This is a genomic window from Gordonia alkaliphila (assembly GCF_039542465.1).
Classification (GTDB): Bacteria; Actinomycetota; Actinomycetes; order Mycobacteriales; family Mycobacteriaceae; genus Gordonia; species Gordonia alkaliphila.
Genome location: NZ_BAABIE010000007.1, coordinates 95,271 through 121,325 on the forward strand (window position 1 = coordinate 95,271; position 26,055 = coordinate 121,325).

Below are 26,055 nucleotides of genomic sequence, written 5' to 3' on the forward strand. Positions count from 1 at the left end.
CTCACGGTGCCAATCCTGGCACGATCGGCGCCCGATCGGCACAACGAGGCCCCGGGCACCGGACGGATTCGGCCCGGTACCCGGGACCGAATGGCTCACAAACCGGGCCGACGATTCCGGCCCGCACCGCGGGAGCCCTACAATGACTCTTTGTGCCATCCATCGACGGGCTTGCCTCCCTGCTGCCCGACCCCCTGCATCGCTTGGCACTGCGATACTCCGAGTTCATCAAGTTCGCCATCGTGGGCGGCACCACCTTCGTGGTGGACATGGCCATCTACTACGGCCTGATCTTCACCGTCCTCGAAGAGAAGCCGGTGGTCGCGAAGATCATCTCCGGCGTGATCGCCACCATTCTGAGCTACATCCTCAACGCCGAATGGGCGTTCAAGAACCGCGGCGGACGCGCCCGACACCACGAGGCCCTGCTGTTCTTCGCGATCAGCGGCATCGGCGTGGTGCTGGCCGCCGCACCGCTGTGGCTGGGCAACAACGTCTTCGACATGCGCCACAACCTCGGCGCCGTGGAGTTGGCGGTGGTCGACTTCGTGCTCGCCTTCATCCTGGGCAATCTGCTGCAGATGGCCTTCCGTTTCTGGGCGCTGCGCCGCTTCGCGTTCCCCGAGCAGCAGCTGCCCGGCGGCCAGGGCGGTTCCACCGACCTCGATCCCACGCCCGAAGAACTCACCGATGAGGAACTGGGCCACGCCTGAATTCGGGCGACACCAGGCCCCCGCCGGGCCCGCCCGAGCCGCTCGGCCCGGTCGGCAGCACGATCGTGAACACCGCTGGCCGTCGTGCCGCCAAGTCCAGTCGGCCGCCGTCGGCCTCGACGAGCGCCCGCGCCAGCGACAGTCCGACGCCGCTGCTGGATCCACCGGAGAAGCCGCGCCGGAAGACCTCCGGCGCCAACTCGTCGGGCACGCCCACCCCCTCGTCGGACACCGCGATACGCACCACCTCCGCGGGCTCCAACTCCTCCACGCGCAGGGTGACGGTGCCGTCGCCGTGGCGGAGCGAATTGTCGAGCAACGCGCTGAGAGCCTCGCGCAGACGACCCGGCCCGCCGTGCACCGGCGACGGCGTGCCGTCGACCTCGACGGCGATCCGTCGGCCCTCCGCGCTGAACATCGCGTCGTGGTCGCCCGCCAGGGCGAAAAGCAGCTCGGGCACGTCCACCAGCGCGCGCTCGCCGCCCGTCGAGCGTGAGGCGGCGACGAACTCGTCGAGCTCAGCGGTCAGCTTCTCCACCAGGGCCACCGTCTCGGCGGCCTCGCTGACCACCTCCGGATCCGGGTGCAGGGTCAGCTCGTCCAGATGCAGGTGAATCGCGGTGAGACGGCTGCGCAGCTGGTGGGAGGCATCGCCGATCACCTGCCCCTCCTGTTCCAGGCGACGCACCACCGCGGTGTTCGCTTCCGACAGCGCGGTGGTCACGCGGTCCAGTTCGTCGATCCCGTAGTACGGCCAGGGCGAACTCAGGTCGCCGCGCGCCATCGCCGAGGCGCGGGTGGCCACCTGTTCCAGCGGTTGCGTCATCCGTCGCACCGTGACGACGGCGACCAGAACGCCCACGGCGAGCGTCGCGAGGATCACCACCACCACCACCGCCACCGCGATCCATTGCCGCGACCGCACGTCGTTGCGCGGGATGGACAGCGTCAACACGTAGCCCGGTCCCAGATTCACCGATTCGGACAGCTCGTGCTCGGCGGCCGGTTGGCCCACCTGCTCCACCCCGGAGGGGCCGAGCAGCACCAGCGTGCCGTTGCCGGGCACCAACAGACGGAAGTCGTCCAGGTCCAGCGCCTCCGGTCCGCTCAACCGACCCGCGGTCTCCTCGGTCAGCACGTACTCGGAGATCCTCTTGAGCCGGTCGGCCAGGTCCTCGTGGGCGGCCAACGAGATCCCGGTCCACGTCAGCGTGGTCAGCGGCACGCCGAGTAGCACCGCCAGCGCCAGCATGGTGGCGATCATGGCCCGAAGCAGACGACGACGCATGAGCTACGGGTCGAATCGGAAGCCGACGCCGCGCACCGTCGCGATGTGCTTGCGTCGGCCCGGCTGGTCGTCGCCGAGCTTTCTGCGCACCCACGAGATGTGCATGTCGAGCGTCTTGGACGACCGCAGGTCCGTCGAACCCCAGACCTCGGTCATGATCTCGTCGCGGGTCCGGACCTGCCCGGGCGTCTCCATCAGACAGCGCAGCAGGTCGAATTCGCGGTTGGCGAGCGTCAGTTCGCGGCCGTCCATCACCACCCGCCGCGCCCGCGCGTCGAGCTGGAGGTCACCACTGTCGAGGACCACATCGTCGGCGCCAGCGCTGCGCCGCAGCAGCGCCCGCACCCGAGCCAGCAGTTCGGCCAGTCGGAAGGGTTTGCCGACGTAGTCGTCGGCGCCCGCGTCCAGGCCCACCACGAAGTCCACTTCGTCGGTGCGCGCGGTCAGCATCAACACGGCCAACTGCGGTCGTTCGACGCGGATTCGTCGGCACACCTCCAGCCCGTCCATGCCCGGCAGCCCGAGATCCAGGATCACCAGCGCGTACGCGCCGGACACGGCGGCGGCCAGCGCGGCCGGGCCGGACTCGACCACCGTGCAGTCGTTGCCCTCGCGTTTGAGGGCACGGGCCAGCGGCTGCGCGATCGCCGGATCGTCCTCGGCGAGCAGTATCGCGCGGCCGCCGGTCACCGTCGCCCCCAGTCGTCGTCGGGATCGTCGAGCAGTTGCTCGTAGAGCAGGGCGTGCACCGCTTCGACGCGCGGAATGTCGGCGAAGGTCAGCGGATCCTCGGAGGCCGACTGGATCTGCAGCGAGCCGGTGCGCAGCAGACGATCGATCAGGCCGTGCTCGAACTCGACGGTGTTGATCCGGCTGATCGGAATGTCGATGCCCGAGCGGGTCAGGATGCCGGTCCGGTAGATCACCCGCCGATCGGTCACCACGAAATGGGTGAAGCGCCAGGTCAGCAGGGGGCGGATCAGCCACCAGACGGTGCACAGCCCCCACACCACCGCGATCGCCACCGTCCCCCAGGTCTGTGTCGCCTCGGAGTCCTGCGAACCCCACAGCAGGCCCAGACCCAGCCCGCACACGGCGGTGATCAACCAGAACAGCAGAATCGGGGGCACCAACGACTTCCAGTGCGGATGCCGGTGCACCACCACGACCTCGTCGGGGGCCAGATTGTCCCGCGGGTATGCCATAGGCCACAGCGTAGTCGGCGGCCGACGCAGCGCCGCCGTTACACTTGAGCCAGGAGTCCGCGCCGCCCGCGAGCGGCACCACCGCAGACCACAGGCAGGGACCAGATGACCTACTCCGATCCGCGTGACCCCCGCAGGCAGTCGCCGTCGACCCGCGCGTACAGCGCCGACCCGGGCGGATACCCGAACTATCCGCCCACCCAGTCCGGCCAGACCCAGTCCGGCTACACCCAGTCGGGCTACCCCCAGTCGAGTCAGCCCGCGCCGCAGCGCCCGAGCCGCCGCCCCGACGTCGATCCCCTGCTGTTCGCCGGCGGCGTCTTCATGACCGGTGTGGTGACCGGTCTGGCCGCGTGGCTGGTCGCCTGGATCATCGGACTCATCGCCCGCGCGGTGACCGCGACCGGCCAGTTTGGCGCCTGGAATCCCTTGGAGCCGGGCGGCGAGTACTGGTTCGCACTCGCCGGCTTCATCACCGCCCTCGTCGGCGGCGCCCTCTGGTACCTGCTGCAGCTGGTCACCCCGACGCCGGACAGCTTCTACCGCTGGATCGTCGGATTGCTGATCATCGCGGCGTTCGTGGTCCCGCTGGCCGCCGACGGCGACATCTGGCGCGGCCTCGCGACCGGCGTGCTGCACGTGTGCATCGGCCTGCCGGTGCTGTCCCTGATCCCGACGATGGGCAACCGCAGCAAACAGCGTCACTGAGTCCGGGGCGCGAACGCCCCGGACCGGACCTGTCCCGCCCGGTCAGGTGAGGCGCAGGTGCGTCACGTCGCCGGCCGAGGCCGCCACGCGGCCGTTCTCCCCCTTCTCCCCGTCCACCCCGTCCACCACGATGCGCCCTTCGTCGTCGACGTCGACGGCGGTCCCGATCACCTCGGTGTCGCCGGGCAGGATCAGGCGCACCCGCTTGCCCAACGTCGCGGAGGCGCGGCGGTACCGCTCGGCCAGCGCGGGCAGCTCGGCGGGCCACCGATCCAGCAGTCCGGACAGGGCCCGCAGGTACGCGGCGGCCAGCGCGGTGGGATCCACCGCGCCGCCCGTGAGCTCCCGCAGGCAGGCGGCGGTCTCCAGCCGCGGCTGCGCCTGCGTCAGATCCAGATTGAGCCCGGTGCCGATCACGGCCACCCCGCCACCGCTCGGCGACGGCACGAATTCGCACAGGATGCCAGAGAGCTTTCGTCCGTCGGCGGGCACCAGGACGTCGTTGGGCCATTTGAGGTCCACCGCGACGCCGGTCACCTCGACGACCGCCTCGCGCACGGCCAGCCCGGTCAGCAACGACAGCCACCCCACCGCGGGCGTCTGCTCGGCCTCCACCCGCAGCGCCGCGGACACCGCCAGCTGTCCGGGCGGGGTCTGCCACACCCGCGCGTACCGGCCGCGGCCCGCGGTCTGCTCACCGGCGATCAGCACCGCGCCGTCCACCGCGGCGTCCCCCTCGCCGGCCCGGGCCACGAGGTCGGCGTTGGTCGAACCGGTCGCGGCGACCACCGCGACCTCCCGCCAACGGGTATCGGTCAACGCGGCGGCGAGGGCGACGGGGTCGGGCAGCACGGGAGAGTTCACGACGTCGAGCCTAATCTCGCGGGTGCGCGCACCGGATGCGACGCCCATTTCTACTGGCCAGTACCTGTGGCGGTTCACACTCGCGGCCCGACTCTCGTTAGCATGAGATCCCATGACCACTGCTCGCCGCGACGACGACGCCGCTCCCGACATCCACACCACGGCCGGCAAGCTGGCCGATCTCCGCAATCGGCTGGCCGACGCCGAGCATCCCGCCGGCGAGGCCGCCGTCGAGAAGGTGCATGCCAAGGGCAAGATGACCGCCCGCGAACGCATCATCAACCTGCTCGACGAGGGCTCCTTCGTGGAACTCGACGCACTGGCCCGCCACCGCGCCACCAACTTCGGTCTGGCCGACAAGCGCCCGGTCGGCGACGGCGTCGTCGTCGGCTACGGCACCGTCGACGGCCGCGAGGTCTGCGTCTTCAGCCAGGACGTCACCGTCTTCGGCGGCAGCCTCGGCGAGGTCTACGGCGAGAAGATCGTGAAGGTCATGGATCTCGCGGTGAAGACCGGTCGCCCGCTGATCGGCATCAACGAGGGCGCGGGCGCCCGCATCCAGGAGGGCGTGGTCTCGCTCGGTCTGTACGGTGAGATCTTCCACCGCAACGTCCGCGCGTCCGGTGTGATCCCGCAGATCTCGCTGATCATGGGCCCCGCCGCTGGCGGCCACGTCTACTCCCCCGCGCTCACCGACTTCACGGTGATGGTGGACAAGACCAGCCAGATGTTCGTGACCGGCCCCGACGTGATCAAGACGGTCACCGGCGAGGACGTCACCATGGAGGATCTGGGCGGCGCCCACACCCACATGACCCGCTCGGGCGTGGCCCACTACGTCGCCGACGACGAGATGGACGCCCTGGAGTACGTCAAGGAACTGCTCAGCTACCTGCCGAGCAACAACCGCGCCGAGGCCCCGCGCCTGCCTGCGCCGGACCGCGTCGGCTCCATCGAGGACAACCTTACCGAGGAAGACCTCGAGCTGGACACGCTGATCCCGGACTCCCCGAACCAGCCGTACGACATGCACGAGGTGATCCGCCGTCTGCTCGACGACGACGAGTTCCTCGAGGTGCAGGCCGAGCGCGCGATGAACATCATCGTCGGCTTCGGTCGCGTCGACGGCCGCAGCGTCGGCATCGTCGCCAACCAGCCGACCCAGTTCGCCGGCTGCCTGGACATCGACGCCTCGGAGAAGGCCGCCCGCTTCGTGCGGACCTGCGACGCCTTCAACGTCCCGATCATCACCCTGGTCGACGTCCCGGGCTTCCTGCCGGGCACCGACCAGGAGTACAACGGCATCATTCGCCGCGGCGCCAAGCTGCTGTACGCGTACGGCGAGGCCACCGTCGGCAAGATCACCATCATCACCCGCAAGGCCTACGGCGGCGCATACGACGTGATGGGCTCCAAGCACATGGGCGCCGACGTGAACCTGGCGTGGCCGACCGCGCAGATCGCGGTGATGGGCGCCTCGGGCGCGGTGGGCTTCGTCTACCGCGGCCAGCTCAAGGAGGCCGAGGCCAACGGCACCGACGTCGACGCGCTGCGCCTGGAACTCCAGCAGGAGTACGAGGACACCCTGGTGAACCCGTACGTGGCCGCCGAACGCGGTTACGTCGACGCGGTGATCCCGCCCAGCCACACCCGCGGCCAGATCGCGAACGCGCTGCGCCTGCTGGAGCGCAAGTACGTGCAGTTGCCGCCCAAGAAGCACGGGAACATCCCCCTGTGAGCGCAGCGAGCGAGAAGGGTGTCGAAGACGTGACTACAGAGACGAAGCCGACCGAGCCGTTCCTGTCCGTCGTGAAGGGCGACCCGAGCGACGAGGAACTGGCCGCGCTGGTCGTCGTGCTGTCGGCGGCCGCCGGTTCGTCGGCTCCGGCTGGCCCGGCGATCAACGATCAGTGGGGCGCCCCCACCGATCTGCACCGGCCCTCGTGGGGAATGCCGACCAGCTACCTGCACGGTTTCTGAGATGACGCGGGTCCTGCTGGGGTCCGCCTCGCCGGCCCGGCGGCGCGTCCTGCTCGACGCCGGGTTGGCACCGCTGGTGCTGGTGGCCGACCTCGACGAGGACGCCCTCGTCGAGGGCCTGCGGGCCGACGGTGCGACGCCGACCGAGATCGTCACGGAGTTGGCGCGGGCCAAGGCGGCGGCGCTGCTGCCACGCATCCTCGGTTCGGCCGACGGCGAGATCGCCGAGGTGGCCGCCGACGGTGTGGTGTTGACCTGCGACTCCATGCTGCTGATCGACGGCGAGTTGGCGGGCAAACCCCTGACCGCCGAGGTCGCCGTCGAGCGGTGGCGTCGGATGCGCGGGACGACCGGACACCTGCTGACCGGCCACGCCGTCACCCGCCTGCGCGGCGGCGCGGTGGTCGCCGAGGCCGCCGCGACCAGGGCCACCGAGATCACCTTCTCGAACGTCTCGGACCGCACCATCGAGCGCTACGTGGCCACCGGCGAACCGCTGCAGGTGGCCGGCGCGTTCACGCTCGACGGCCGCGGCGGATGGCTGCTCGACGGTATCGACGGAGATCCGTCGTCGGTCATCGGCATCAGTCTGCCGCTGACGCGCGATCTGCTCACCGAGGTGGGCATCGACGTCACCGATCTGTGGGCGTAGGCGCGCGGCGCGCCGCAGGCGACCGCCACCGAATGCGTCGCCGCCCGGCGGTCGTATGCTTGAGCGCGAGAGCAATCCGCATGCGGCGGATTGGCAGCGCCGATCAGGAGTAGAACGTGACAGTGGAATTCGATCCGAACCCGTCGTTCGGCGCCTTCGCCCATCCGGAGCGCCTGGTCAGCACCGAGTGGCTGTCCGCGCACCTGGGTGCCCCCGGACTCAAGATCATCGAGTCCGACGAGGACGTGCTGCTCTACGACATCGGACACATTCCGACGGCGCAGAAGGTGGACTGGCACCTGCACCTGAACAACCCGGTGACCCGCGATTACATCGACGGCGAGGCCTTCGCCGAGCTGATGCGCAGCAAGGGCATCGAGCGCACCGACACCATCGTGGTCTACGGCGACAAGAACAACTGGTGGGCCGCGTACGCGATGTGGGTCTTCACCCTGTTCGGCCACGAGGACGTGCGCCTGCTCGACGGCGGCCGCACCGCGTGGATGGACGAGCAGCGCGAGACCTCCTTCGACGTGCCCGAATACCCGCGCAGCGACTACCCGGTGATCGAGCGCGACGACACCGTGATCCGCGCCTTCGCCGACGAGGTCCGCGCCGCGCTCGGCAGCGAGCCGCTGATCGACGTCCGCTCCCCGGAGGAGTACACCGGCGAGCGCACCCACATGCCGGACTACCCGGAGGAGGGCGCGCTGCGCGGCGGCCACATCCCCACCGCGGTGTCCATCCCGTGGGCGCGTGCCGCCGCCCCGGACGGCCGCTTCCGCAGCCGCCCCGAGCTCGACGAGATCTACGCCGACTTCGATCCGGCGACGCCGACCATCGCCTACTGCCGCATCGGGGAGCGCTCGAGCCACACCTGGTTCGTGCTGACCTACCTGCTGGGTTTCGAGGCGGTCCGCAACTACGACGGTTCGTGGACCGAGTGGGGCAACGCGGTGCGCGCACCCATCGTCATGGGCGCCGAGCCCGGTTCGCTCGAGGGCTAGCGCACCGCCGATGAGCCTCACCCCCGCCCTCGCCGAGATCGTCGACGACTTCGGCGACCTCGGCCAGCCGGATCGCATCACGCTGCTGCTGGAATTCGCCAACGATCTGCCGGACCTGCCCGAGCATCTGCACGCCGAGTCCATGGAGCCGGTGCCGGAATGCCAGTCGCCGATCTTCCTGTCGGTGGACGCGTCCGATCCGGCGGCGGTGCGGCTGTACTTCAGCGCGCCGCGTGAGGCGCCGACCACCCGCGGCTTCGCGTCGATCCTGCACGCCGGGCTCGACGGTGCCTCGGCGGCGGAGATCGCCGCCGTGCCGGTGGACTTCGCCAACGCGCTGCACCTGGGCTCGGTGATCTCGCCGCTGCGCCTGCGCGGAATGACCGGCATGCTGGTGCGCATCCAGCGCCAGGTCGCCGAGCAGACCGCGGCGCCCTCCTAACCGGCCGCCCGAAGCCGTTCCGCCGCAATGGAATTCACGCAGTTTCTGGACGCGAAGGTGCGTCCCGGCGGGCTCGCCGAATGGATCCCGGCCGTCCCCGGCGGGCTCGGCAGCTGGCACCGGGATCCGCGCGGCACGTCGCACAATCACGAGCAGCATCTGCGCGCGGCCCACGACTATCGGCTGCGCACGCAGCGCGAGGGCGGGCGGGAGGCCTGGCTCGGCCTGGCGGTGGAGTTCGACGAGCAGATCTCCCTCGCGGCGATCCGGACCGCCATCCTCGGGTGGATCAACCGGCACGAGGTACTGCGCACCCACGTGACCCTGGTCGGCGAGGACACCGCGCGGTACACCACCGACCCCGGCACCGTGCACCTGCGGATGACGCGCATCGGCTGGTATCAGCGGGCCGAGCTCCTGATGGAGCAGATCGGCGGCTCCTTCGACCGGGCCACCACCCCGCTGCACTGGCCGGCCTACCGGTTCGCGACCGTCGCCCGCGCCCACAGTTTCACGCTGCTCTTCGCCGCCGACCACTCGCTGGTCGACGGCTACTCGCTGATCAACGCCCAATACGAGCTGCGGGAGCTGTACGCCGCGGCGGTGGCCCGGCGCGCGCCGCACCTGCCACCGACGGGCAGCTACATCGACTTCTCCGGCGCCGAGCGCACCGAGGCCGATGCCGCCGACGATCGGCACACCGCGGTCGCCGCGTGGCAGGAGTTCCTGGGCGGCCGACCCGAGCTGCCCCCGTTCGCGGTGGTGCCCGCGGCCGACGGACTCCCGAGCGACCCCCATGATCCGAGCACCCCGGCGCAGCGCTCCCGCACGCAGCGCCTGCTCGACGACGACGCCGCCGAAGCCCTCGCCCGCCGGTGCACCGACCTCGGCGGCTCCCTGGTCGGCGGCATCCTGGCCGCCGCCGCGCAGGTCTACCGCGCGCACAGCGGCGTCGACCGGTTCGCCACCCTGATGCCGCGGCACACGCGCAACCATGCGCGGTTCCACGGCGCCCTCGGCTGGTTCGTCGCGCTCGCTCCGGTCACCATCGACGTCTCCGACGATCCGGACTTCCCCACCGCGCTCGAGCGGATCATGGTGTCCCTCGATCACGCCAAGGAGGGCGCGGCGCTGCCGCTGCTGCGTCTGGCGGAGATTCTCGGCTTCACGCCCGAGCCCAAGTTCGTCGTCTCGTTCATGGACACGCGCGCGGTCCCGGGGGCCGCGGCAGCCGACGAGGGCGCCGCCCAGGCGCTGCGCTCGCACGCCTACGCCGACGACGAGTTCTACCTCTGGGTCAACCGCACGCCGGGCGGTCTGCGCATGCACGCGCGCTTCCCGGCACCGGCCGCCTACCCCGGCCTGGACGCGATTCTGCAGGGTTTTGTCGACGACTTCGCCGACCTACTCGCGAGTATCGCGCGCGACGGGTAAATATCGACGGGTGTCCTGTGCGGCCCGCCGAGACCACTCTTGCCGGGTTGGTATGAGGACGGCCGACCGCGACGCCTAGAGTGAGGGACGTCGTGGCGATCGTCCGCCCGCGCCCAGCGCACTGCGACGACGCACAGCAGTACCCATAACGAGTTCGCCACAACGAGCTTCCCACACAGAGAATCAGTTGTTCTCCGGACAACGGCCCGTCACCGCGGGCCCGCCGGCCGGGGTGCACCGCAGCCAGGAGAGCCAGTGCCCAACACCGAGATCCCCCAGAAGACCATCAAGAAGGTACTCATCGCCAACCGCGGTGAGATCGCGGTCCGTGTGATCCGTGCGGCACGAGATGCGGGCATCGCCAGCGTCGCCGTCTACGCCGAGCCCGACGCCGGCGCAATGTTCGTCGAGCTGGCCGACGAGGCCTTCGCACTCGGCGGCCAGACCTCGGCCGAGTCGTACCTCGTCTTCGACAAGATCCTCGACGCCGCCGCGCGCTCGGGCGCCGACGCCATCCACCCCGGCTACGGCTTCCTGTCCGAGAACGGCGACTTCGCCCAGGCCGTGATCGAGGCCGGTCTCACCTGGATCGGCCCGCCGCCCGCCGCGATCCGGGCCCTCGGTGACAAGGTCACCGCGCGCCACATCGCCGAGCGCGCCGACGCCCCGATGGCCGCGGGCACCAAGGACCCAGTGTCCGGCGCCGACGAGGTCGTCGCGTTCGCCAAGGCCCACGGCGTCCCGGTCGCCATCAAGGCGGCCTTCGGCGGCGGCGGTCGCGGCATGAAGGTGGCCCACACCGTCGAGGAGATCCCCGAGCTGTTCGACTCGGCCACCCGCGAGGCCGTGGCCGCTTTCGGCCGCGGCGAGTGCTTCGTGGAGCAGTACCTGGACAAGGCCCGCCACGTCGAAGCGCAGGTCATCGCCGACCAGCACGGCAACGTCATCGTCGCCGGCACCCGCGACTGCTCGCTGCAGCGCCGTTTCCAGAAGCTCGTCGAGGAGGCCCCCGCGCCGTTCCTGACCGACGCGCAGCGCACCATGATCCACGAGTCGGCCAAGGCCATCTGCCGCGAGGCCGGCTACTACGGCGCGGGCACCGTGGAGTACCTGGTGCAGGGCGACACCGTCTCCTTCCTCGAGGTCAACACCCGCCTGCAGGTGGAGCACCCGGTCACCGAGGAGACCGCGGGCATCGACCTGGTGCGCCAGCAGTTCCTGATCGCCGAGGGCCGCGAGCTGGAGCTCACCGAGGACCCCGCCCCGCGCGGCCACTCCTTCGAGTTCCGCATCAACGGCGAGGACGCCGGCCGCGGCTTCCTCCCCGCCCCCGGCCCCGTCGCCGTGTACCGCGAGCCCTCGGGCCCGGGCGTGCGCGTGGACTCCGGCGTCCGTCAGGGCGACGTGATCGGCGGCCAGTTCGACTCCATGCTCGCCAAGCTGATCGTCACCGGCGCCACCCGCCAGGAGGCGCTGGAGCGTTCGGCCCGCGCCCTCGCGGAGTTCGAGGTCGACGGCCTCGCGACCGTCATCCCGTTCCACCGCCACATCGTCGAGAACCCCGCCTTCGTCGGCGACGGCGAATCGTTCGAGGTCTACACCAAGTGGATCGAGACCGACTGGGAGAACCCGATCGAGGCCTACAGCGGCCTGGGCGCCGCCACCGATGACGAGGAGGCCCTGCCGCGGCAGGCAGTGGTCGTCGAGGTCGGCGGACGGCGCGTCGAGGTGTCCCTGCCGGGCGACCTGAACCTGTCCGGCGGCGGCAACGGCAACGGCGGCGCCCTGCGTCGCAAGCCGAAGTCGCGCACCCGCACCAAGGGCGGCGGCAAGGCCGTCTCCGGTGACGCCGTGGCCGCACCGATGCAGGGCACCGTCGTCAAGGTGGCCGTCGCCGAGGGCGACACCGTCGCCAAGGGCGATCTGGTCGTGATCCTGGAAGCCATGAAGATGGAGAACCCGGTGACCGCGCACAAGGACGGCGTCGTGACCGGCCTGGCCGTCGACGCCGGTGCCGCCGTCACGCAGGGCACCGTCCTGCTGGAAATCAAGTAGTCCGCGGCGCAGGCCGCGAACGCTGCCGAGTGACTGCCGTCGAGATCAATGCGGGTGCGTGGTATCTGCGCGCCCTGCGGCACGACGACCGTCTCTCCGATGTCCCGGCGTTGACCGACCTGGGTCTGACCGACCCGGCCGGTTACGTCGCCGGGACGGCAGACAACGACGACGACGCTCTCGTCCGCGCTGCGGACGAGAGCGTTCGTTGCGTCTGGGCCGTCGCCGAGCCGACGACCGGCGAACTGGTCGCGCTCGTCGGCGTGTCCGGCGTCCCCGAAGGGCCCGCCGCGGTGCGCGGCCTCGCCCGCGCCGACTTCGCTACGGCCCTCGGCGATGTGCTCCCCGTGGTGCGGCGGTACGCCGAGCAGGCCCTCGGACTGCGTCCGGGCGAATTGATCGCCGAACCCCCATAACACCCCTACCGATCGGTTGACTGCCCGGTAAGTGTGTCCTTGGTCGCTTCCCGGGCGGTTACGTGAGAGTAGGTACTACCCCCGCGGCCCCCGGCGGCTTACCGTGAAAGAACCGGATCGAGACAAGACCGATCCTTTCGCGTGCGCATCGTCGTGCCGAGACCCCCGCCAGCAGCCCTGGCACCCCCGAACAGAGAAGGGCGCATGTTCCGTCGTATTGCGATCGTCAACCGTGGAGAGGCCGCGATGCGGCTCATCAACGCCGTCCGCGACCTGAATGCCGAGACCGGACAATCAGTCCAGACCATCGCTCTACACACCGACGTCGATGCCGGCGCCACCTTTGTGCGCGAGGCCGACCTCACCTACGACCTGGGTCCGGCCGCGGCCCGGCCGTACATCAACCTCGAGGTCCTCGAGCGGGCCCTGACCGAGACCGGCGCCGACGCCGCGTGGGTCGGCTGGGGATTCGTCGCCGAGGATCCGGCGTTCGCCGAACTCTGCACCAAGCTGGGCGTCACCTTCGTCGGTCCGTCCGCGGAGGCCATGCGCCAGCTCGGTGACAAGATCGGCGCCAAACTGATCGCCGAAGAGGTCGGCGTGCCGGTGGCTCCGTGGAGCCGCGGCCCGGTCGAGACGCAGGAGGAGGCCGTCGCGGCCGCCGAGCGGATCGGCTACCCGCTGATGCTCAAGGCCACCGCCGGCGGCGGCGGTCGCGGCATCCGCATGGTCGCCGACGACTCGGCGCTGATCGACGCCTACCAGCGCACCCGCGACGAAGCCGAGCGCGCCTTCGGCAGCGGCGTCGTCTTCCTCGAACGTCTCGTCACCGGCGCCCGCCACGTCGAGGTCCAGGTGATCTCCGACGGCGAGACCGCGTGGGCCCTCGGCGTGCGCGACTGCTCGGTGCAGCGCCGCAACCAGAAGGTCATCGAGGAATCGGCCTCCCCGGTCCTCGGCCCCGATCAGGTCGCCGAGGTCAAGGCCGCCGCCGAACGCCTCGCGGTACGCGTCGGCTACCGCGGTGCGGCCACCGTCGAGTTCCTGTATCACCCGGGCGAGAAGCTCTTCGCCTTCCTCGAGGTCAACACCCGCCTGCAGGTGGAGCACCCGATCACCGAGGTCACCAACGACTTCGACCTGGTCCGCGCCCAGCTGCACGTCGCCGCCGGCGGCCGCCTGGACGGTGAACGCCCCGTCGAGCGCGGGCACGCCGTCGAGGCCCGCCTGAACGCCGAGGATCCCGACCGCGACTTCGCGCCGTCGCCCGGCTACATCGCCCGCCTGGAACTCCCGAGCGGCCCCGGCGTCCGCGTGGACACCGGCGTCAGCGAAGGCGACACCATCCCCGCCGACTTCGACTCGATGATCGCCAAGATCATCGCCTACGGCAGCACCCGCGATCAGGCGCTGGCCCGCCTGCGCCGCGCCATGTCCCGCACCCGCGTGGTGATCGAGGGCGGCGCCACCAACAGCAGCTTCATCATCGACCTGCTCGATCAGCCCGAGGTGATCGACGGCAGCGCCGACACCGGCTGGATCGACCGCGTCCGCGAGCAGGGCCGCCTGGTCTCGCACCGGCACTCGTCCATCGCGCTGGCCGCCGCCGCCATCGACGCCTACGAGGAGGAGGAGCGGGCCGAGCTCAACCGCCTGCTCGCCACCGCCCGCGGCGGTCGCCCGCAGGTGATGCACGAGAGCGGTCGCCCCGTCGACTTCAAGCTGCGCGGCGTCGCGTACCGCGTCAGCGTCGCCCGCGTCGGCGCACAGCGCTTCAGCGTCGCCATCGAGGCCGGCGCGCAGACGCAGACCGCCGACGTCGAGGTGGAACGCTACGACGAGCACACCGGCCGGATCACCGTCAACGGCGAGCGCTTCCGCGTGCTCACCGACACGCACGGCCCGGTCCACCTGGTGGACGTCGACGGCGTGACCCACCGGGTCAGCCGGGACGAGGGCGGCGTGGTCCGCTCCCCCGCTCCCGCGCTGGTCATCGCCACCCCACTGGAGGTGGGCGCCGAGGTGGCGGCCGGTGATCCGGTCCTGGTCCTGGAGTCGATGAAGATGGAGACGGTGCTGCGCGCACCGTTCGCCGCCCGCTTGAAGGAGTGCGTGGTCTCGGTCGGCGCCCAGGTGGAGACCGGTGCGCCGCTGCTGCGCCTGGAGCCGATCGCCGACGGCGAGGACGACGCCGCCGACAGCACCGACGACGCCGTGCTCGATCTGCCCGACACGCCGACCGACGTGTCCGACACCGACCGCGCCGCCGCCGAACGCGAGATGCTGCGCGCCCTGATGCTCGGCTTCGACATCGAGCCCAGCGAGGGCGCGCGCATGACCGACTACCTGGCGCTGCGCCAGGCCGAGATCGACGCCGACGAGCGCCCGCTGGGCGCCGAGCTCGAGCTGGTCGGCGTCTTCGCCGACCTCGCCGAGCTGGCCCGTCGTCGTCCGTCCGACGACGACGTCCACGACCGCGTGCACAGCGCCCGCGAGCACCTGCACACCTACCTGCAGAGCCTGGACGTGGAGTTGTCGGCGGTGCCCGAGCAGTTCCGCACCAAGCTGGCCGCCGCGCTGGCCCACTACGGCGTCACCGACCTGGAACGCACCGACGAGCTGGAGAGCGCCGTCTTCCGGATCTTCCTGGCGCTGCAGCGCCTGGACGACGTGGTGCCGGGCATGGCGACCCTGCTGCGCCGCTGGATGAAGGAGCCGCCGCCCCCGGCCGAGCTGCGCGAGGACACCGGCCACGCGCTGGAGCACCTCGTCGCCGCCACCCAGCTGCGCTTCCCAGTGATCTCCGACCTGGCCCGCGGTGTCCTGTACGCCTGGTACGGCCAGCCGCGTCTGCGCCGTAAGCGCGAACGCGTCTACGCCGCCATCGACAGCGACCTGAACTATCTCGACGAGCACCCGAAGGCGTCCGATCGCGCCGAGCGCATCGCCGAGATGGTCAAGAGCACCGAGCCGCTGGTCCGCGTCCTCAGCCGTCGCCTGGTCGACGACTCGCTGGACAACTCGGCGATGCTCGAGGTGCTGACCCGCCGCTACTACGGCAACAAGGGCCTGTCCGCGGTCGCCACTCACCGTGCCAGCGGCTGCACCTTCGTGCTGGCCCAGCGCGGCGGCTCGCTGCTGGTCTCCGCCGCCACCAGCTTCGACAAGCTCGACACCGCACTCTGCGGGCTGGCCGAGCTGGTCGACGGCGCCGCGTCGATCGACGCCGACGTCTACGTGCGCTGGGACGACCAGCCCGAGGACCTCGACGAGATGGCCGCCGCCCTGCACGAGGTGGTCAGCGCACGCCTGCTGCCCAACCAGGTGCACCGCGTCACGGTCACCGTGGCCGGACTCGGCGACGAAGCCATGCACCATCACGTCACCTTCCGGCCGACGGCCACCGGCATGTCCGAGGACCGGCTGATCCGCGGGCTGCATCCGTACATCGCCCGGCGCATGCAGATGGAGCGCCTGCGCAAGTTCGACGTGACCCGCCTGCGCTCGTCGGACGACGAAGAGGTGTACCTCTACCGCGCGGTGGCCAAGGCCAACCCGGGCGACGACCGCCTGATCGCCTTCGCCCAGGTCCGCGACCTGATCGCGGTGTCCGAACAGGACGGCAGCATCCTGACGCTGCCGACCGCCGAGCGCACCTTCGAGGCGTGCGTCGACTCCATCCGCCGCGCGCAGGCGCGTCGTCCGTCGTCGAAGCGGTTCAACACCAACCGCATCGTCATGTACATCTGGCCGCCGCTGGACGTGAGCCGCGAGCAGGTGGCCCGCGTGGTGAGCCACACCCTGGGCACCGCCGCCTCTACCGACGGCGCCGGGCTCGAGGAGATCGAGCTCATCGCCCGCCACCGCGACCAGGACACCGGCGAGCTGTCCAAGGTGTCGGTGCGCGTCACCCTCGACGCCGCAGGCGAAACCCAGATCACCGTCGACGAGCCCGTCGAGACCCCGATCGAGCCGGTCGACGAGTACCGCCAGAAGGTGCTGCGCGCCGCCCGCCGCAACACCGTGTACCCGTACGAGCTGACCGACCTGCTCGGCACGTTCACCGAGTACGACCTGAACGACGCCGATGAGCTGGTCCCGGTGGACCGCCCCAAGGGCCGCAACACCGCGGCCGTGGTGGTCGGCACCGTCAGCACCCCCACCGAGAAGTACCCCGAGGGTGTCGAGCGCGTCGTGATGCTGGGCGACCCGACCAAGTCGCTGGGTGCACTCACCGAGCCCGAGTGCCGCCGCTACATCGCGGCCCTCGACCTCGCCGAAGAGCGGACGCTGCCCGTCGAGTGGTACGCCGTCTCGTCCGGTGCCGCCGTGAAGATGGACTCGGGCACCGAGAACCTCGACTGGGTGGCCGCGGCCCTCAAGCGGATCGTCGAGTTCACCCAGGACGGCGGCGAGATCAACATCGTCGTGTCCGGTATCAACGTCGGCGGCCAGGCCTACTGGAACGCCGAGGCCACCATGCTGATGCACACCAAGGGCATCCTGGTGATGACCCCGGACTCGTCGATGGTGCTCACCGGCAAGCAGGCCCTGGACTTCTCCGGCGGCGTCTCCGCCGAGGACAACTTCGGTATCGGCGGCTACGACCGCGTGATGGGCCCGAACGGCGAGGCGCAGTACTGGGCGCCGAACCTGACGGCGGCCATCGGCGTGATGATGAGCCACTACGACCACACCTACGTGGTGCCCGGCGAAGCCGGTCCGCGCCAGGCGGTCACCACCGACCCGGCGGACCGCGACGTCTCGGACTTCCCGCACGAGCTGGAAGGCAGCGAGTTCGCCACGGTCGGCGAGATCTTCTCCGCCGAGGCCAACCCGGACCGCAAGAAGCCGTTCGACATCCGCTCGGTGATGCGCGCCGTCGTCGACCAGGATCTGCCCGCGCTGGAGCGCTGGGCCGACATGGCCGACGCCGACACCGTCGTCGTGGAGGACACCCACCTGGGCGGCCACCCGATCACGCTGATCGGCATCGAGTCGACGCCAGTGGCCCGCCGCGGCTTCCTGCCGACCGACGGCCCGGACACCTTCAGCGCCGGCACGCTGTTCCCGCAGTCGTCGAAGAAGGCGGCCCGCGCGATCAACGCGGCCAGCGGCAACCGTCCGGTCGTGGTGCTGGCCAACCTGTCCGGCTTCGACGGCTCCCCCGAGTCGCTGCGCAAGCTGCAGCTGGAGTACGGCGCCGAGATCGGCCGGGCCATCATCAACTTCGAGGGCCCGATCGTCTTCTGCGTGATCTCCCGCTACCACGGCGGCGCGTTCGTGGTCTTCTCCAAGGCCCTGAACCCGAACATGACCGTGCTGGCCATCGAGGGCTCGTTCGCCTCGGTGCTCGGCGGCGCCCCGGCCGCGGCCGTGGTCTTCGCCGGCGAGGTCCGCACGCGCACCGAGAACGATCCGCGCGTGCAAGCCCTGCACACGCGCCTGGAGCACGCCTCGGACACCGATCACGCCGATGTGACCGCCGAACTCGAGGAGGCCCGTACCTCGGTGCGCGCCGAGAAGCTCGCCGAGGTGGCCGCCGAATTCGACGCGGTGCACAGCATCGAGCGGGCCGTGCAGGTGGGCTCGGCCGACGCGATCGTCCGCGCCGCCGACCTCCGCCCGAGCCTGATCAACGCGATCGCCGCGAAACAGAGCTGATCAGCAGCAGTTCACCGGCATACAGAGCACCGCCGTGGTCACTATGACCACGGCGGTGCTCTCTATGTCAGTGCAGCAGGTCAGTGTAGCGCTACACGCCGGGCGCGTCCGGGCCGGCGAGGTCCGAGCAGTCGACGGTGGTCACTTCGCCGGCGTGGTCGCCGAGGAAGCCGATCGCGCCCCCGGACGCCGCGAGCAGCCCGGCCGCATCGTCGAGCAGGTCGGCGCCCACGTACACCGGCTGCGCCCAGTGCCCGTGCCGCACCCCGCGCACCACCGCGTCGCGGCGTCGCCCGGCCGCGGCCAGCACCCGCGCCACCCCGACCCCGCCGACGTCGGCGCTGTCGACGGTCTGCAGCAGCACCCCGGCGATCGGGTCGAGCCCGCGGGCGTAGGTCAGGGCGGCGTGCACCGTCGCGTCGAGGCCGTCGTACCAGGACGGCAGGTAGAAGGTGGTGGAGGTGTCCCGCGGCGCCGCGATCACCCGGCTGCCGAGCGCCACGTACAGCTTGTCGCAGCCACCGGCACCGAACCCGGCCAGCAGCACTTCGAGCCGCTCGAGCTGCGGCACATCCGCCTCAGTCGGGGCCTCCCGCTCATCGCCCCGGGCCACCAGCACGATCCCGACGACCGGCGCGGGCCGGTCGCGGGATCCGAGATCATCCTGCAACGCCACCATGCTCGCCCAGGATACTCGCCGCAGTGGCCGGTGCCGGGTGAGTCCGCCGCCGCACCCGCGCGCAAGTCCGCGGGGGAATTAGAATCACGCTCTTCGCGCGGGATGACACGGTCCGCGCGCCGGGCCTATGGTCGTAGACGCAATCGGTTCGTCCGTAGCGCCGTCGCCAAGGAGCCCCTGCGACCGCGCGGACGTCGAGCGAATTCGCTGCTGCGGCAACGACTTTCGCGAGAGGGAATCCGGTGAGACTCCGGAGCTGACCCGCAGCGGTAACTTGGAACGACCGCCGTCACCGGCACTGGACGCACGCGTGTGCGTCTGGGAAGCGACGGCCAGTAGGTGCGCCTTTCGACGGCGCTCGCCGAGGAGCCCGAAGACCTGCCCGTTGTCTCGGATGCGCCGCATCCGAGGACGGATCGCCTCGTGGACCGGGCGGCGTCGACGCACCCGTGCATGCCTGGGCTCGTCGTCTGTCGCCTCCCGGTAGGGCGCCTCGTCGTCAGCTTCTGTATTGCATGGAGAACACAAGATGGGCTTTCACACCACTGTCACCGGCACCGCGCGCATCGGCGCCGACCGGGAACTCAAGCACGCCGTCGAGGGCTATTGGGCCGGGCGGCTGAGCCGGGAGGAGCTGCACCGCGTCGCCGCCGACCTGCGGCGCAGCGGCCGGCAGCAGCTGCTGGCCGCCGGCCTGGACTCGATCCCGGTCAACACCTTCTCGTACTACGACCAGATGCTCGACATGGCCGCGACGCTCGGCGCCCTGCCGCCGCGCGTGGCCGCCATCGCCGACCCGCTGGACCGCTACTTCGCGGCCGCCCGCGGCACCGCCGACGTGCTGCCGCTGGAGATGACCAAGTGGTTCGACACCAACTACCACTACCTGGTCCCGGAGATCGGTCCGGACACGGTGTTCGGTCTCGACGCCGCGACGGTGCTCGCCGACCTGGCCGAAGCCCTCGCCGACGACGTGCCCGCACGGCCGGTGGTGATCGGCCCGATCACGTTCCTCGGTCTGTCCAAGGGTGTCGACGACCTCGTGCCGCTCGACCGGATCGACGATCTGCTGCCGCTCTACGAGCAGCTGCTGACCGACCTCGCCGCGGCCGGCGCCGAGTGGGTGCAGATCGACGAGCCGATCCTCGTGACCGACGCCCACGACGGGCTCGCCGCACTCGCCGAACGCGTCTACTCGCGCCTGAGCGCGGTGGCCGCCCGCCCGCGACTGCTGGTGCAGACCTACTTCGGCGATGCCGGCGACGCGCTGGCCGCGCTGGGTCGCACCGACATCGACGGGGTCGGCGTCGACCTGGTCCGCGGCTCGGTCGCGACGGTGGAGGCGGCCGGTCTGGCCGACAAGCTGGTCGTCGCCGGCATCGTCGACGGCCACAACGTCTGGCGCACCGACCTGGACGCCGCGCTCGCCGTGCTCACCGACCTGCGTCCGCACGTCGGCACGCTGGCGGTGAGTACCTCGTGTTCCACCCTGCACGTGCCGTACTCGTTGGCGCCGGAGACCGGTCTCGACGACGTCCTGCGCGGCTGGCTCGCGTTCGCGGCGGAGAAGTTCGACGAGGTCGTCGCCCTGTCCCGGGCGCTCACCGACGGCCGAGACGCGCAGGCGGCGGCCTTCGACGCGGCCCGGGCCGCGCTGGCCACCCGCGCCGACGATCCGCGTCGCCACGACGCCGACCTGCGTGCCCGACTGGCCGGGTTGACCGACGCCGACCGCATCCGCACCGCGGCCACGCAACGGCAGGAGCTCAGCCGCGCCCACCTGGCGCTGCCCACACTGCCGACCACCACCATCGGGTCGTTCCCGCAGACCGGCGATATCCGGGCCGCCCGCGCCCGGCTGCGCGCGGGCACGCTCGACGCGGAGCAGTACCGCGCCCAGATGGAGGCGGAGATCGCCGCGGTGATCGCCCTGCAGGAGCAGATCGGGCTGGACGTGCTGGTGCACGGCGAACCCGAGCGCAACGACATGGTGCAGTACTTCGCCGAACAGCTCACCGGCTTCTTCGCCACCGCGAACGGCTGGGTGCAGTCGTACGGCTCGCGCTGCGTGCGGCCGCCGATCCTGTTCGGCGACGTGCAGCGTCCCGCGCCGATGACCGTCGACTGGGCGGTCTACGCGCAGGGTCTGACCGATAAGCCGGTCAAGGGCATGCTCACCGGGCCGGTCACCATCCTGGCCTGGAGCTTCGTGCGCGACGATCAGCCGCTGGCGCAGACCGCCGATCAGGTGGCCCTCGCGATCCGCGACGAGACGCTCGACCTACAGGAGGCCGGGATCGGCATCATCCAGGTCGACGAGCCGGCCCTGCGCGAGTTGCTGCCGCTGCGCGCCACCGAACGCGCCGCCTACCTGGAGTGGGCGGTGAACGCCTTCAAGCTGTCCACCGCGGGTGTGAACGACGAGACGCAGATCCACACCCACCTGTGTTACTCGGAGTTCGGTGACGTGATCGGCGCGATCGCCGACCTCGACGCCGACGTCACCTCCATCGAGGCGGCCCGCTCGCACATGGAGGTGCTCGACGACCTCAACGCGATCGGTTTCGCCGCCGAGGTGGGCCCGGGCGTCTACGACATCCACTCCCCGCGCGTGCCCGCGGCCGAGGAGATGACGACGCTGCTGGCCGAGGCGCTGGCCGCCGTCCCGGCCGACCGCCTGTGGGTGAACCCGGACTGCGGCCTCAAGACCCGCACCACCGCGCAGGTCACCGCCGCCCTCACCGCGATGGTCGACGCCGCCAAGGCCGTCCGCGCCTGACCCTTCGACGGGGCTCAGGGAGCGTCGCACGACGCTCCCTGAGCCCCGTCGAAGCCCGCGCGTCAGCGCCAGGCGAAGACCGGCTGCTCCAGGTGGTCCACCCGGGTGTCGAGCCCGAGGACCACCACCTGCGCGAACTGGTAGATCACCGCCGCGGTGGGCGCGTGCACCCACCGGTTCATGATCGGCAGCCGGATCACCGGCCGGGGTGACTGCGCGATGGTGTCGAACACCGCCGGGGCGGTCACCTCGTCGAGGGTGACGTAGAACAGCTGGTCCACCTCGTCCGGGCTGGGCGCCGGGGTCACCGGTTCGTCGATCCAACACACCACCGGCGTCATCAGATAGCCCGAGCGGGTGGCGTAGTCGTCGAGCAGACCGACCACCGAGTCCTCACCGAGCGAGACCCCGAGTTCCTCGTCGAGCTCGCGCAGCGCGGCCTGCACCGGGGTCTCCCCGGGGTCCAGGCGGCCGCCGGGCAGCGCGAACTGGTTGGCGTGGCTGCGCAGCGTCGACGGCCGTCGCGCCACCCAGATGCCGCGCTCGCCGTCGACGGGTGCCACGGTGATGGCCACCGCCGACGGCTTCAACGCGGCGTCGTCGATCGCCCGTCGCTCCCACGCCGACAGGCGCTGCTCGGCCAGCTCCCGGGTCAGTTCCATACCCATGGGTCTACCCCACCCGACCGCTACCGGACAGTCACCCGCGCTCGGCGGCGGCTACTCGAACTCGACGAGCAGGTCGCCGGCGCCCACCTCGGTGGCCGGTCCGACGGTGATCCGGCGGACCGTGCCGCCGGCGGGCGCGGTGATCGAGGCCTCCATCTTCATCGCCTCGATGGTGCCGATCACGCCGCCCGGGGCCACCTCCTCGCCCACCGCGACGGTCACCGTGACCACGCCGGAGAACGGCGCCCCCACGTGCGCGGGGTTGCCGGCGTCGGCGCGCTCGCGCACCTCGGTGGACACGTCGGCGCTGCGGTCGAGCACCGGCACCGGCCGCAGCTCACCGTTCAAGGTGCACATCACCGTGCGGATGCCCGCGGCGTCGGGCTCGGACACCGCTTCCAGGCGGATGAGCAGGTCGACGCCGTCGCGCAGGCGAACTCGGTGCTCGAGTCCCTGCTGCAGCCCGTAGAAGAACTGGTAGGCCGCAAGTCGCGAGGTGTCGCCGTATTCGGCCACGTGCGCCTGGTACTCCGCGGTGGGGCCGGGGAAGAGCAGCCGGTTGAGGGTGGCGCGCCGCTGATCGCCGGGCACTTTCAGCGCGGCGCTGTCGGCGGCGTCGACCGTCTCCTCGGCCTGGTGCACGCTGCGTCCGGCCAGCACCTGCTCGCGCAGCGGCTCCGGCCAGCCCGCGGCGGGCACCCCGAGTTCGCCGGCCAGGAAACCGACCACCGAGTCCGGGATGTCGTAGGCGGTGGGGTCGGCGGCGAAGTCGGCGGCGGTGATGCCCTGCGCGACGAAGGCGAGTGCCAGATCGCCGACCACCTTCGACGACGGCGTCACCTTCACCGGCCGTCCGAGCAGCCGGTTGGCGCCGGCGTACGCGTTCTCGACGGCTTCGAAGCGGTCGCCCACGCCGAGCGAGATGGCCTGCTGGCGCAGGTTGGAGAGCTGGCCGCCGGGGATCTCGTGGTCGTACACGCGCCCGGTGGGCGCGGGGACGCCGGACTCGAAGGTCCCGTACATACGCCGCAACGTCTCCCAGTACGGCTCCAGCGACGTCACCTTGTCCAGATCCAGCCCGGTGTCGTACTCGGTGTGCGCGGCCGCCGCGACAATCGCCGACAGCGACGGCTGGCTGGTGGTGCCCGACAGCGGTGCGCTCGCACCGTCGACCGCGTCGGCGCCGGCCTCCCACGCCGCCAGGTAGGTGGCCAGCTGGCCGCCAGGGGTGTCGTGGGTGTGCACGTGGATGGGCAGGTCGAACTCGCGACGCAACGCACCCACCAGGGTCCGCGCGGCCGCCGGGCGGAGCAGTCCGGCCATGTCCTTGATGGCCAGCACGTGCGCGCCGGCCTCGACGATCTGCTCGGCCAGGGCCAGGTAGTAGTCCAGCGTGTACAGGTCTTCGGCGGGGTCGGCGAGGTCGCCGGTGTAGCTCAACGCCACCTCGGCCACCGTGGTGCCGGTGGCGAGTACCGCGTCGATCGCCGGACGCATGGCGTCGACGCTGTTGAGGGCGTCGAAGATGCGGAAGATGTCCACACCGGTGCGCGCCGCCTCCTCGACGAACGCCTGTGTCACCTCCACCGGGTACGGGGTGTAGCCGACGGTGTTCTTGCCGCGCAGCAGCATCTGCAGGCAGATGTTCGGCAGGGCCGCCCGGATCCGTTCCAGGCGTTCCCACGGATCCTCCTTGAGGAAGCGCAGCGCCACGTCGAAGGTGGCCCCGCCCCAGCACTCCACCGACAGCAACTCGGGGGTCTGGGCGGCCACATACGGCGCCACCGACACCAGGCCGCTGGTGCGCACGCGGGTGGCGAGCAGCGACTGGTGAGCGTCCCGGAAGGTCGTGTCGGTCACCGCGAGCGCCTTCTGCTCGCGCAGGGCCCGCGCGAAACCGGTGGGCCCCAACGCATCCAAGCGCTGCTTGGACCCGGCGGGCGGATCGGCAAGCAGTTCCGGGCTCAGCGGCGGCAGCTTGGTGTGCGGGTGCACGGCCGTCGGCACCAGGCCGTGCGGGCGGTGCACGGTCACGTCGGCCAGGTAGTTCAGCAGCCGCGAGCCGCGCTCGGACGAGCGCACCGCGGTAAGCAGTTCCGGGCGTTCGTCGATGAACGACGTCGTGATCGCCCCGGCTTGGAAGTCCGGGTCGGCCAGCACCGCGCTGAGGTAGTCGATGTTGGTGTGCACGCCGCGGATCTTGAACTCGGCCAGCGCCCGCTGCGCGCGGGTCACCGCCGTGGCGAAGTCGCGGCCGCGGCAGGTCAGCTTCACCAGCATCGAGTCGAAGTAGCCGGTGATCTCGCTGCCGAGTGCCGCGGCGCCGTCCAGGCGGACGCCGGTGCCGCCGGGTGCGCGGTAGACGTTGATCTGTCCGGTGTCCGGCCGGAAGCCGTCGGCCGGGTTCTCGGTGGTGATGCGGCACTGCAGCGCGGCGCCGTGCAGGGCGATCGCGTCCTGCGACAGCCCCAGATCGGCGAGCGTCTCCCCCGCGGCGATGCGCAGCTGCGCGGCGACCAGGTCCACGTCGGTCACCTCTTCGGTGACGGTGTGCTCCACCTGGATCCGCGGGTTCATCTCGATGAAGAAGTGGCCGCCGCGCTCGTCGACCAGGAACTCGACGGTGCCCGCGCACGAGTAGCCGATGTGCCGGGCGAAGCGCACCGCGTCGTCGCAGATGCGTTGCCGCAGAACCGGATCCAGGTTCGGTGCGGGCGCGATCTCGATGACCTTCTGGTGCCGCCGCTGCAGCGAGCAGTCGCGTTCGTACAGGTGCACCACATCGCCGCGGGCGTCGGCGAGGATCTGCACCTCGATGTGCCGCGGGTTCACCACGGCCTGCTCCAGGAAAACGGTCGGGTTGCCGAAGGCCGCCGCCGCCTCGCGGGACGCGGCCCCGATCGCCTCGGCCAGCTCGGCCGGGTCGTCGACCCGACGCATCCCGCGCCCGCCGCCGCCGGCCACCGCCTTCACGAAGATCGGGAACGACATGTCGGCGGCCGCCGCGAGCAGTTCGTCGACGTCCGACGACGGCTCGCTGCCGGCCAGCACCGGCAGCCCGGCCTCCCGGGCCGCCTGCACCGACCGCTTCTTGTCGCCGGTCAGCTCCAGCACCGCGGCGCTGGGCCCCACGAAGGTGATGCCGGCGTCGGCACAGGCGGCGGCCAGTTCCGGGTTCTCCGACGCGAAACCGTAGCCGGGGTACACGGCGTCGGCCCCGCAGTGCCGGGCCACCCGCAGGATCTCGTCGACGGACAGGTACGCCTGGACGGGATGCCCGGGTTCGCCGATCTGATACGACTGGTCGGCCTTCCCCCGGTGCACGCAGTTACGATCCTCCACCGGATAGACCGCCACCGTGCCCATGCCGAGCTCGTACGCGGCGCGGAACGCGCGCACCGCGATCTCGCCGCGGTTGGCCACCAGGACTTTGCCGAACATGTCATGCCTCACTGTCGATGCACCGGCGCACGTCGACGCGCCGGCCGCTACGGAAAACGG

The 26,055-nt window shown here is 71.0% G+C and carries 19 protein-coding genes and 1 riboswitch; of the genes, 12 read left to right on the forward strand and 7 right to left on the reverse strand.

Going from position 1 to position 26,055, the window contains the following annotated elements; all coding sequences use genetic code 11:
* Window positions 1–152: 152 nt before the first annotated feature.
* Window positions 153–713, forward strand: coding sequence for a GtrA family protein (locus tag ABD989_RS09195; protein ID WP_246994931.1), 561 nt, complete (start codon window positions 153–155; stop codon window positions 711–713).
* On the opposite strand, the gene ABD989_RS09200 is transcribed toward ABD989_RS09195, so the two are convergent.
* The 3 genes from ABD989_RS09200 to ABD989_RS09210 are packed head-to-tail and all read right to left on the reverse strand — an operon-like array spanning window position 685 to window position 3,206.
* Window positions 685–1,977: an ATP-binding protein gene (locus ABD989_RS09200; RefSeq protein ID WP_345313250.1), complete on the reverse strand. Its 1,293-nt coding sequence runs from the start codon at window positions 1,975–1,977 to the stop codon at window positions 685–687. The genes ABD989_RS09195 and ABD989_RS09200 overlap by 29 nt on opposite strands.
* Window positions 1,978–2,004: 27 nt before the next feature.
* Window positions 2,005–2,691, reverse strand: coding sequence for a response regulator transcription factor (locus tag ABD989_RS09205; RefSeq protein WP_345313251.1), 687 nt, complete (start codon window positions 2,689–2,691; stop codon window positions 2,005–2,007).
* Window positions 2,688–3,206, reverse strand: a complete 519-nt coding sequence (locus ABD989_RS09210; protein ID WP_246994925.1) for a PH domain-containing protein — start codon at window positions 3,204–3,206, stop codon at window positions 2,688–2,690. The genes ABD989_RS09205 and ABD989_RS09210 overlap by 4 nt, the downstream gene beginning before the upstream one ends.
* 105 nt (window positions 3,207–3,311) lie before the next feature.
* Between ABD989_RS09210 and ABD989_RS09215 the strand changes: the two genes are divergently transcribed.
* Window positions 3,312–3,914: a DUF6069 family protein gene (locus ABD989_RS09215; protein WP_246994923.1), complete on the forward strand. Its 603-nt coding sequence runs from the start codon at window positions 3,312–3,314 to the stop codon at window positions 3,912–3,914.
* Window positions 3,915–3,956: 42 nt separating this feature from the next.
* On the opposite strand, the gene ABD989_RS09220 is transcribed toward ABD989_RS09215, so the two are convergent.
* The gene (locus tag ABD989_RS09220; RefSeq protein ID WP_345313252.1) at window positions 3,957–4,778 is read right to left on the reverse strand and encodes a biotin--[acetyl-CoA-carboxylase] ligase; all 822 of its coding nucleotides are present in this window, start codon (window positions 4,776–4,778) and stop codon (window positions 3,957–3,959) included.
* A 112-nt stretch (window positions 4,779–4,890) separates the two neighbouring features.
* Here ABD989_RS09220 and ABD989_RS09225 point away from each other — a divergent pair, with 112 nt between their 5' ends.
* The 9 genes from ABD989_RS09225 (at window position 4,891) to ABD989_RS09265 (ending at window position 18,428) form a co-directional block, all read left to right on the forward strand.
* The gene (locus ABD989_RS09225; RefSeq protein WP_345313253.1) at window positions 4,891–6,516 is read left to right on the forward strand and encodes an acyl-CoA carboxylase subunit beta; all 1,626 of its coding nucleotides are present in this window, start codon (window positions 4,891–4,893) and stop codon (window positions 6,514–6,516) included.
* A gap of 29 nt (window positions 6,517–6,545) precedes the next feature.
* Window positions 6,546–6,758 carry an acyl-CoA carboxylase subunit epsilon gene (locus ABD989_RS09230; RefSeq protein WP_345313254.1) on the forward strand — a complete coding sequence of 71 codons (213 nt, stop codon included), beginning with the start codon at window positions 6,546–6,548 and terminating at the stop codon, window positions 6,756–6,758.
* 1 nt (window position 6,759) lies between these two features.
* Window positions 6,760–7,410, forward strand: coding sequence for a Maf family protein (locus tag ABD989_RS09235; RefSeq protein WP_246994914.1), 651 nt, complete (start codon window positions 6,760–6,762; stop codon window positions 7,408–7,410).
* 116 nt (window positions 7,411–7,526) lie between these two features.
* Window positions 7,527–8,417: a sulfurtransferase gene (locus ABD989_RS09240; protein WP_246994912.1), complete on the forward strand. Its 891-nt coding sequence runs from the start codon at window positions 7,527–7,529 to the stop codon at window positions 8,415–8,417.
* A gap of 10 nt (window positions 8,418–8,427) precedes the next feature.
* Window positions 8,428–8,859 (forward strand): SufE family protein, encoded by a 432-nt coding sequence (locus tag ABD989_RS09245; protein ID WP_246994910.1) that lies wholly within the window; start codon window positions 8,428–8,430, stop codon window positions 8,857–8,859.
* 27 nt (window positions 8,860–8,886) lie between these two features.
* Entirely contained in the window at window positions 8,887–10,293 is a 1,407-nt protein-coding gene (locus tag ABD989_RS09250) for a condensation domain-containing protein (protein WP_345313255.1), read from the forward strand.
* A gap of 255 nt (window positions 10,294–10,548) precedes the next feature.
* Entirely contained in the window at window positions 10,549–12,348 is a 1,800-nt protein-coding gene (locus ABD989_RS09255; protein WP_345313256.1) for an acetyl/propionyl/methylcrotonyl-CoA carboxylase subunit alpha, read from the forward strand.
* A 29-nt stretch (window positions 12,349–12,377) separates the two neighbouring features.
* On the forward strand, window positions 12,378–12,764 hold the full coding sequence (locus tag ABD989_RS09260; protein WP_246994904.1) for a hypothetical protein: 387 nt from the start codon (window positions 12,378–12,380) through the stop codon (window positions 12,762–12,764).
* A gap of 204 nt (window positions 12,765–12,968) precedes the next feature.
* Window positions 12,969–18,428 (forward strand): ATP-binding protein, encoded by a 5,460-nt coding sequence (locus ABD989_RS09265; RefSeq protein WP_345313257.1) that lies wholly within the window; start codon window positions 12,969–12,971, stop codon window positions 18,426–18,428.
* Window positions 18,429–18,519: 91 nt separating this feature from the next.
* Here the strand turns inward: ABD989_RS09265 and ABD989_RS09270 are convergent, their stop codons facing one another.
* A complete protein-coding gene (locus tag ABD989_RS09270) occupies window positions 18,520–19,107 on the reverse strand; it encodes a hypothetical protein (protein ID WP_345313258.1) in 588 nt (195 codons plus the stop codon).
* Window positions 19,108–19,298: 191 nt separating this feature from the next.
* Window positions 19,299–19,507: riboswitch (cobalamin riboswitch) on the forward strand.
* A 129-nt stretch (window positions 19,508–19,636) separates the two neighbouring features.
* On the opposite strand from ABD989_RS09270, the gene metE reads away from it, so the two are divergent.
* A complete protein-coding gene (gene metE / locus ABD989_RS09275) occupies window positions 19,637–21,886 on the forward strand; it encodes a 5-methyltetrahydropteroyltriglutamate--homocysteine S-methyltransferase (RefSeq protein WP_345313259.1) in 2,250 nt (749 codons plus the stop codon).
* A 62-nt stretch (window positions 21,887–21,948) separates the two neighbouring features.
* Here metE and ABD989_RS09280 read toward each other — a convergent pair whose 3' ends face one another.
* The gene (locus ABD989_RS09280; RefSeq protein ID WP_246994896.1) at window positions 21,949–22,548 is read right to left on the reverse strand and encodes an NUDIX hydrolase; all 600 of its coding nucleotides are present in this window, start codon (window positions 22,546–22,548) and stop codon (window positions 21,949–21,951) included.
* Window positions 22,549–22,605: 57 nt separating this feature from the next.
* Window positions 22,606–25,995 (reverse strand): pyruvate carboxylase, encoded by a 3,390-nt coding sequence (locus tag ABD989_RS09285; protein WP_345313260.1) that lies wholly within the window; start codon window positions 25,993–25,995, stop codon window positions 22,606–22,608.
* Between the last annotated feature and the right edge of the window lie 60 nt (window positions 25,996–26,055).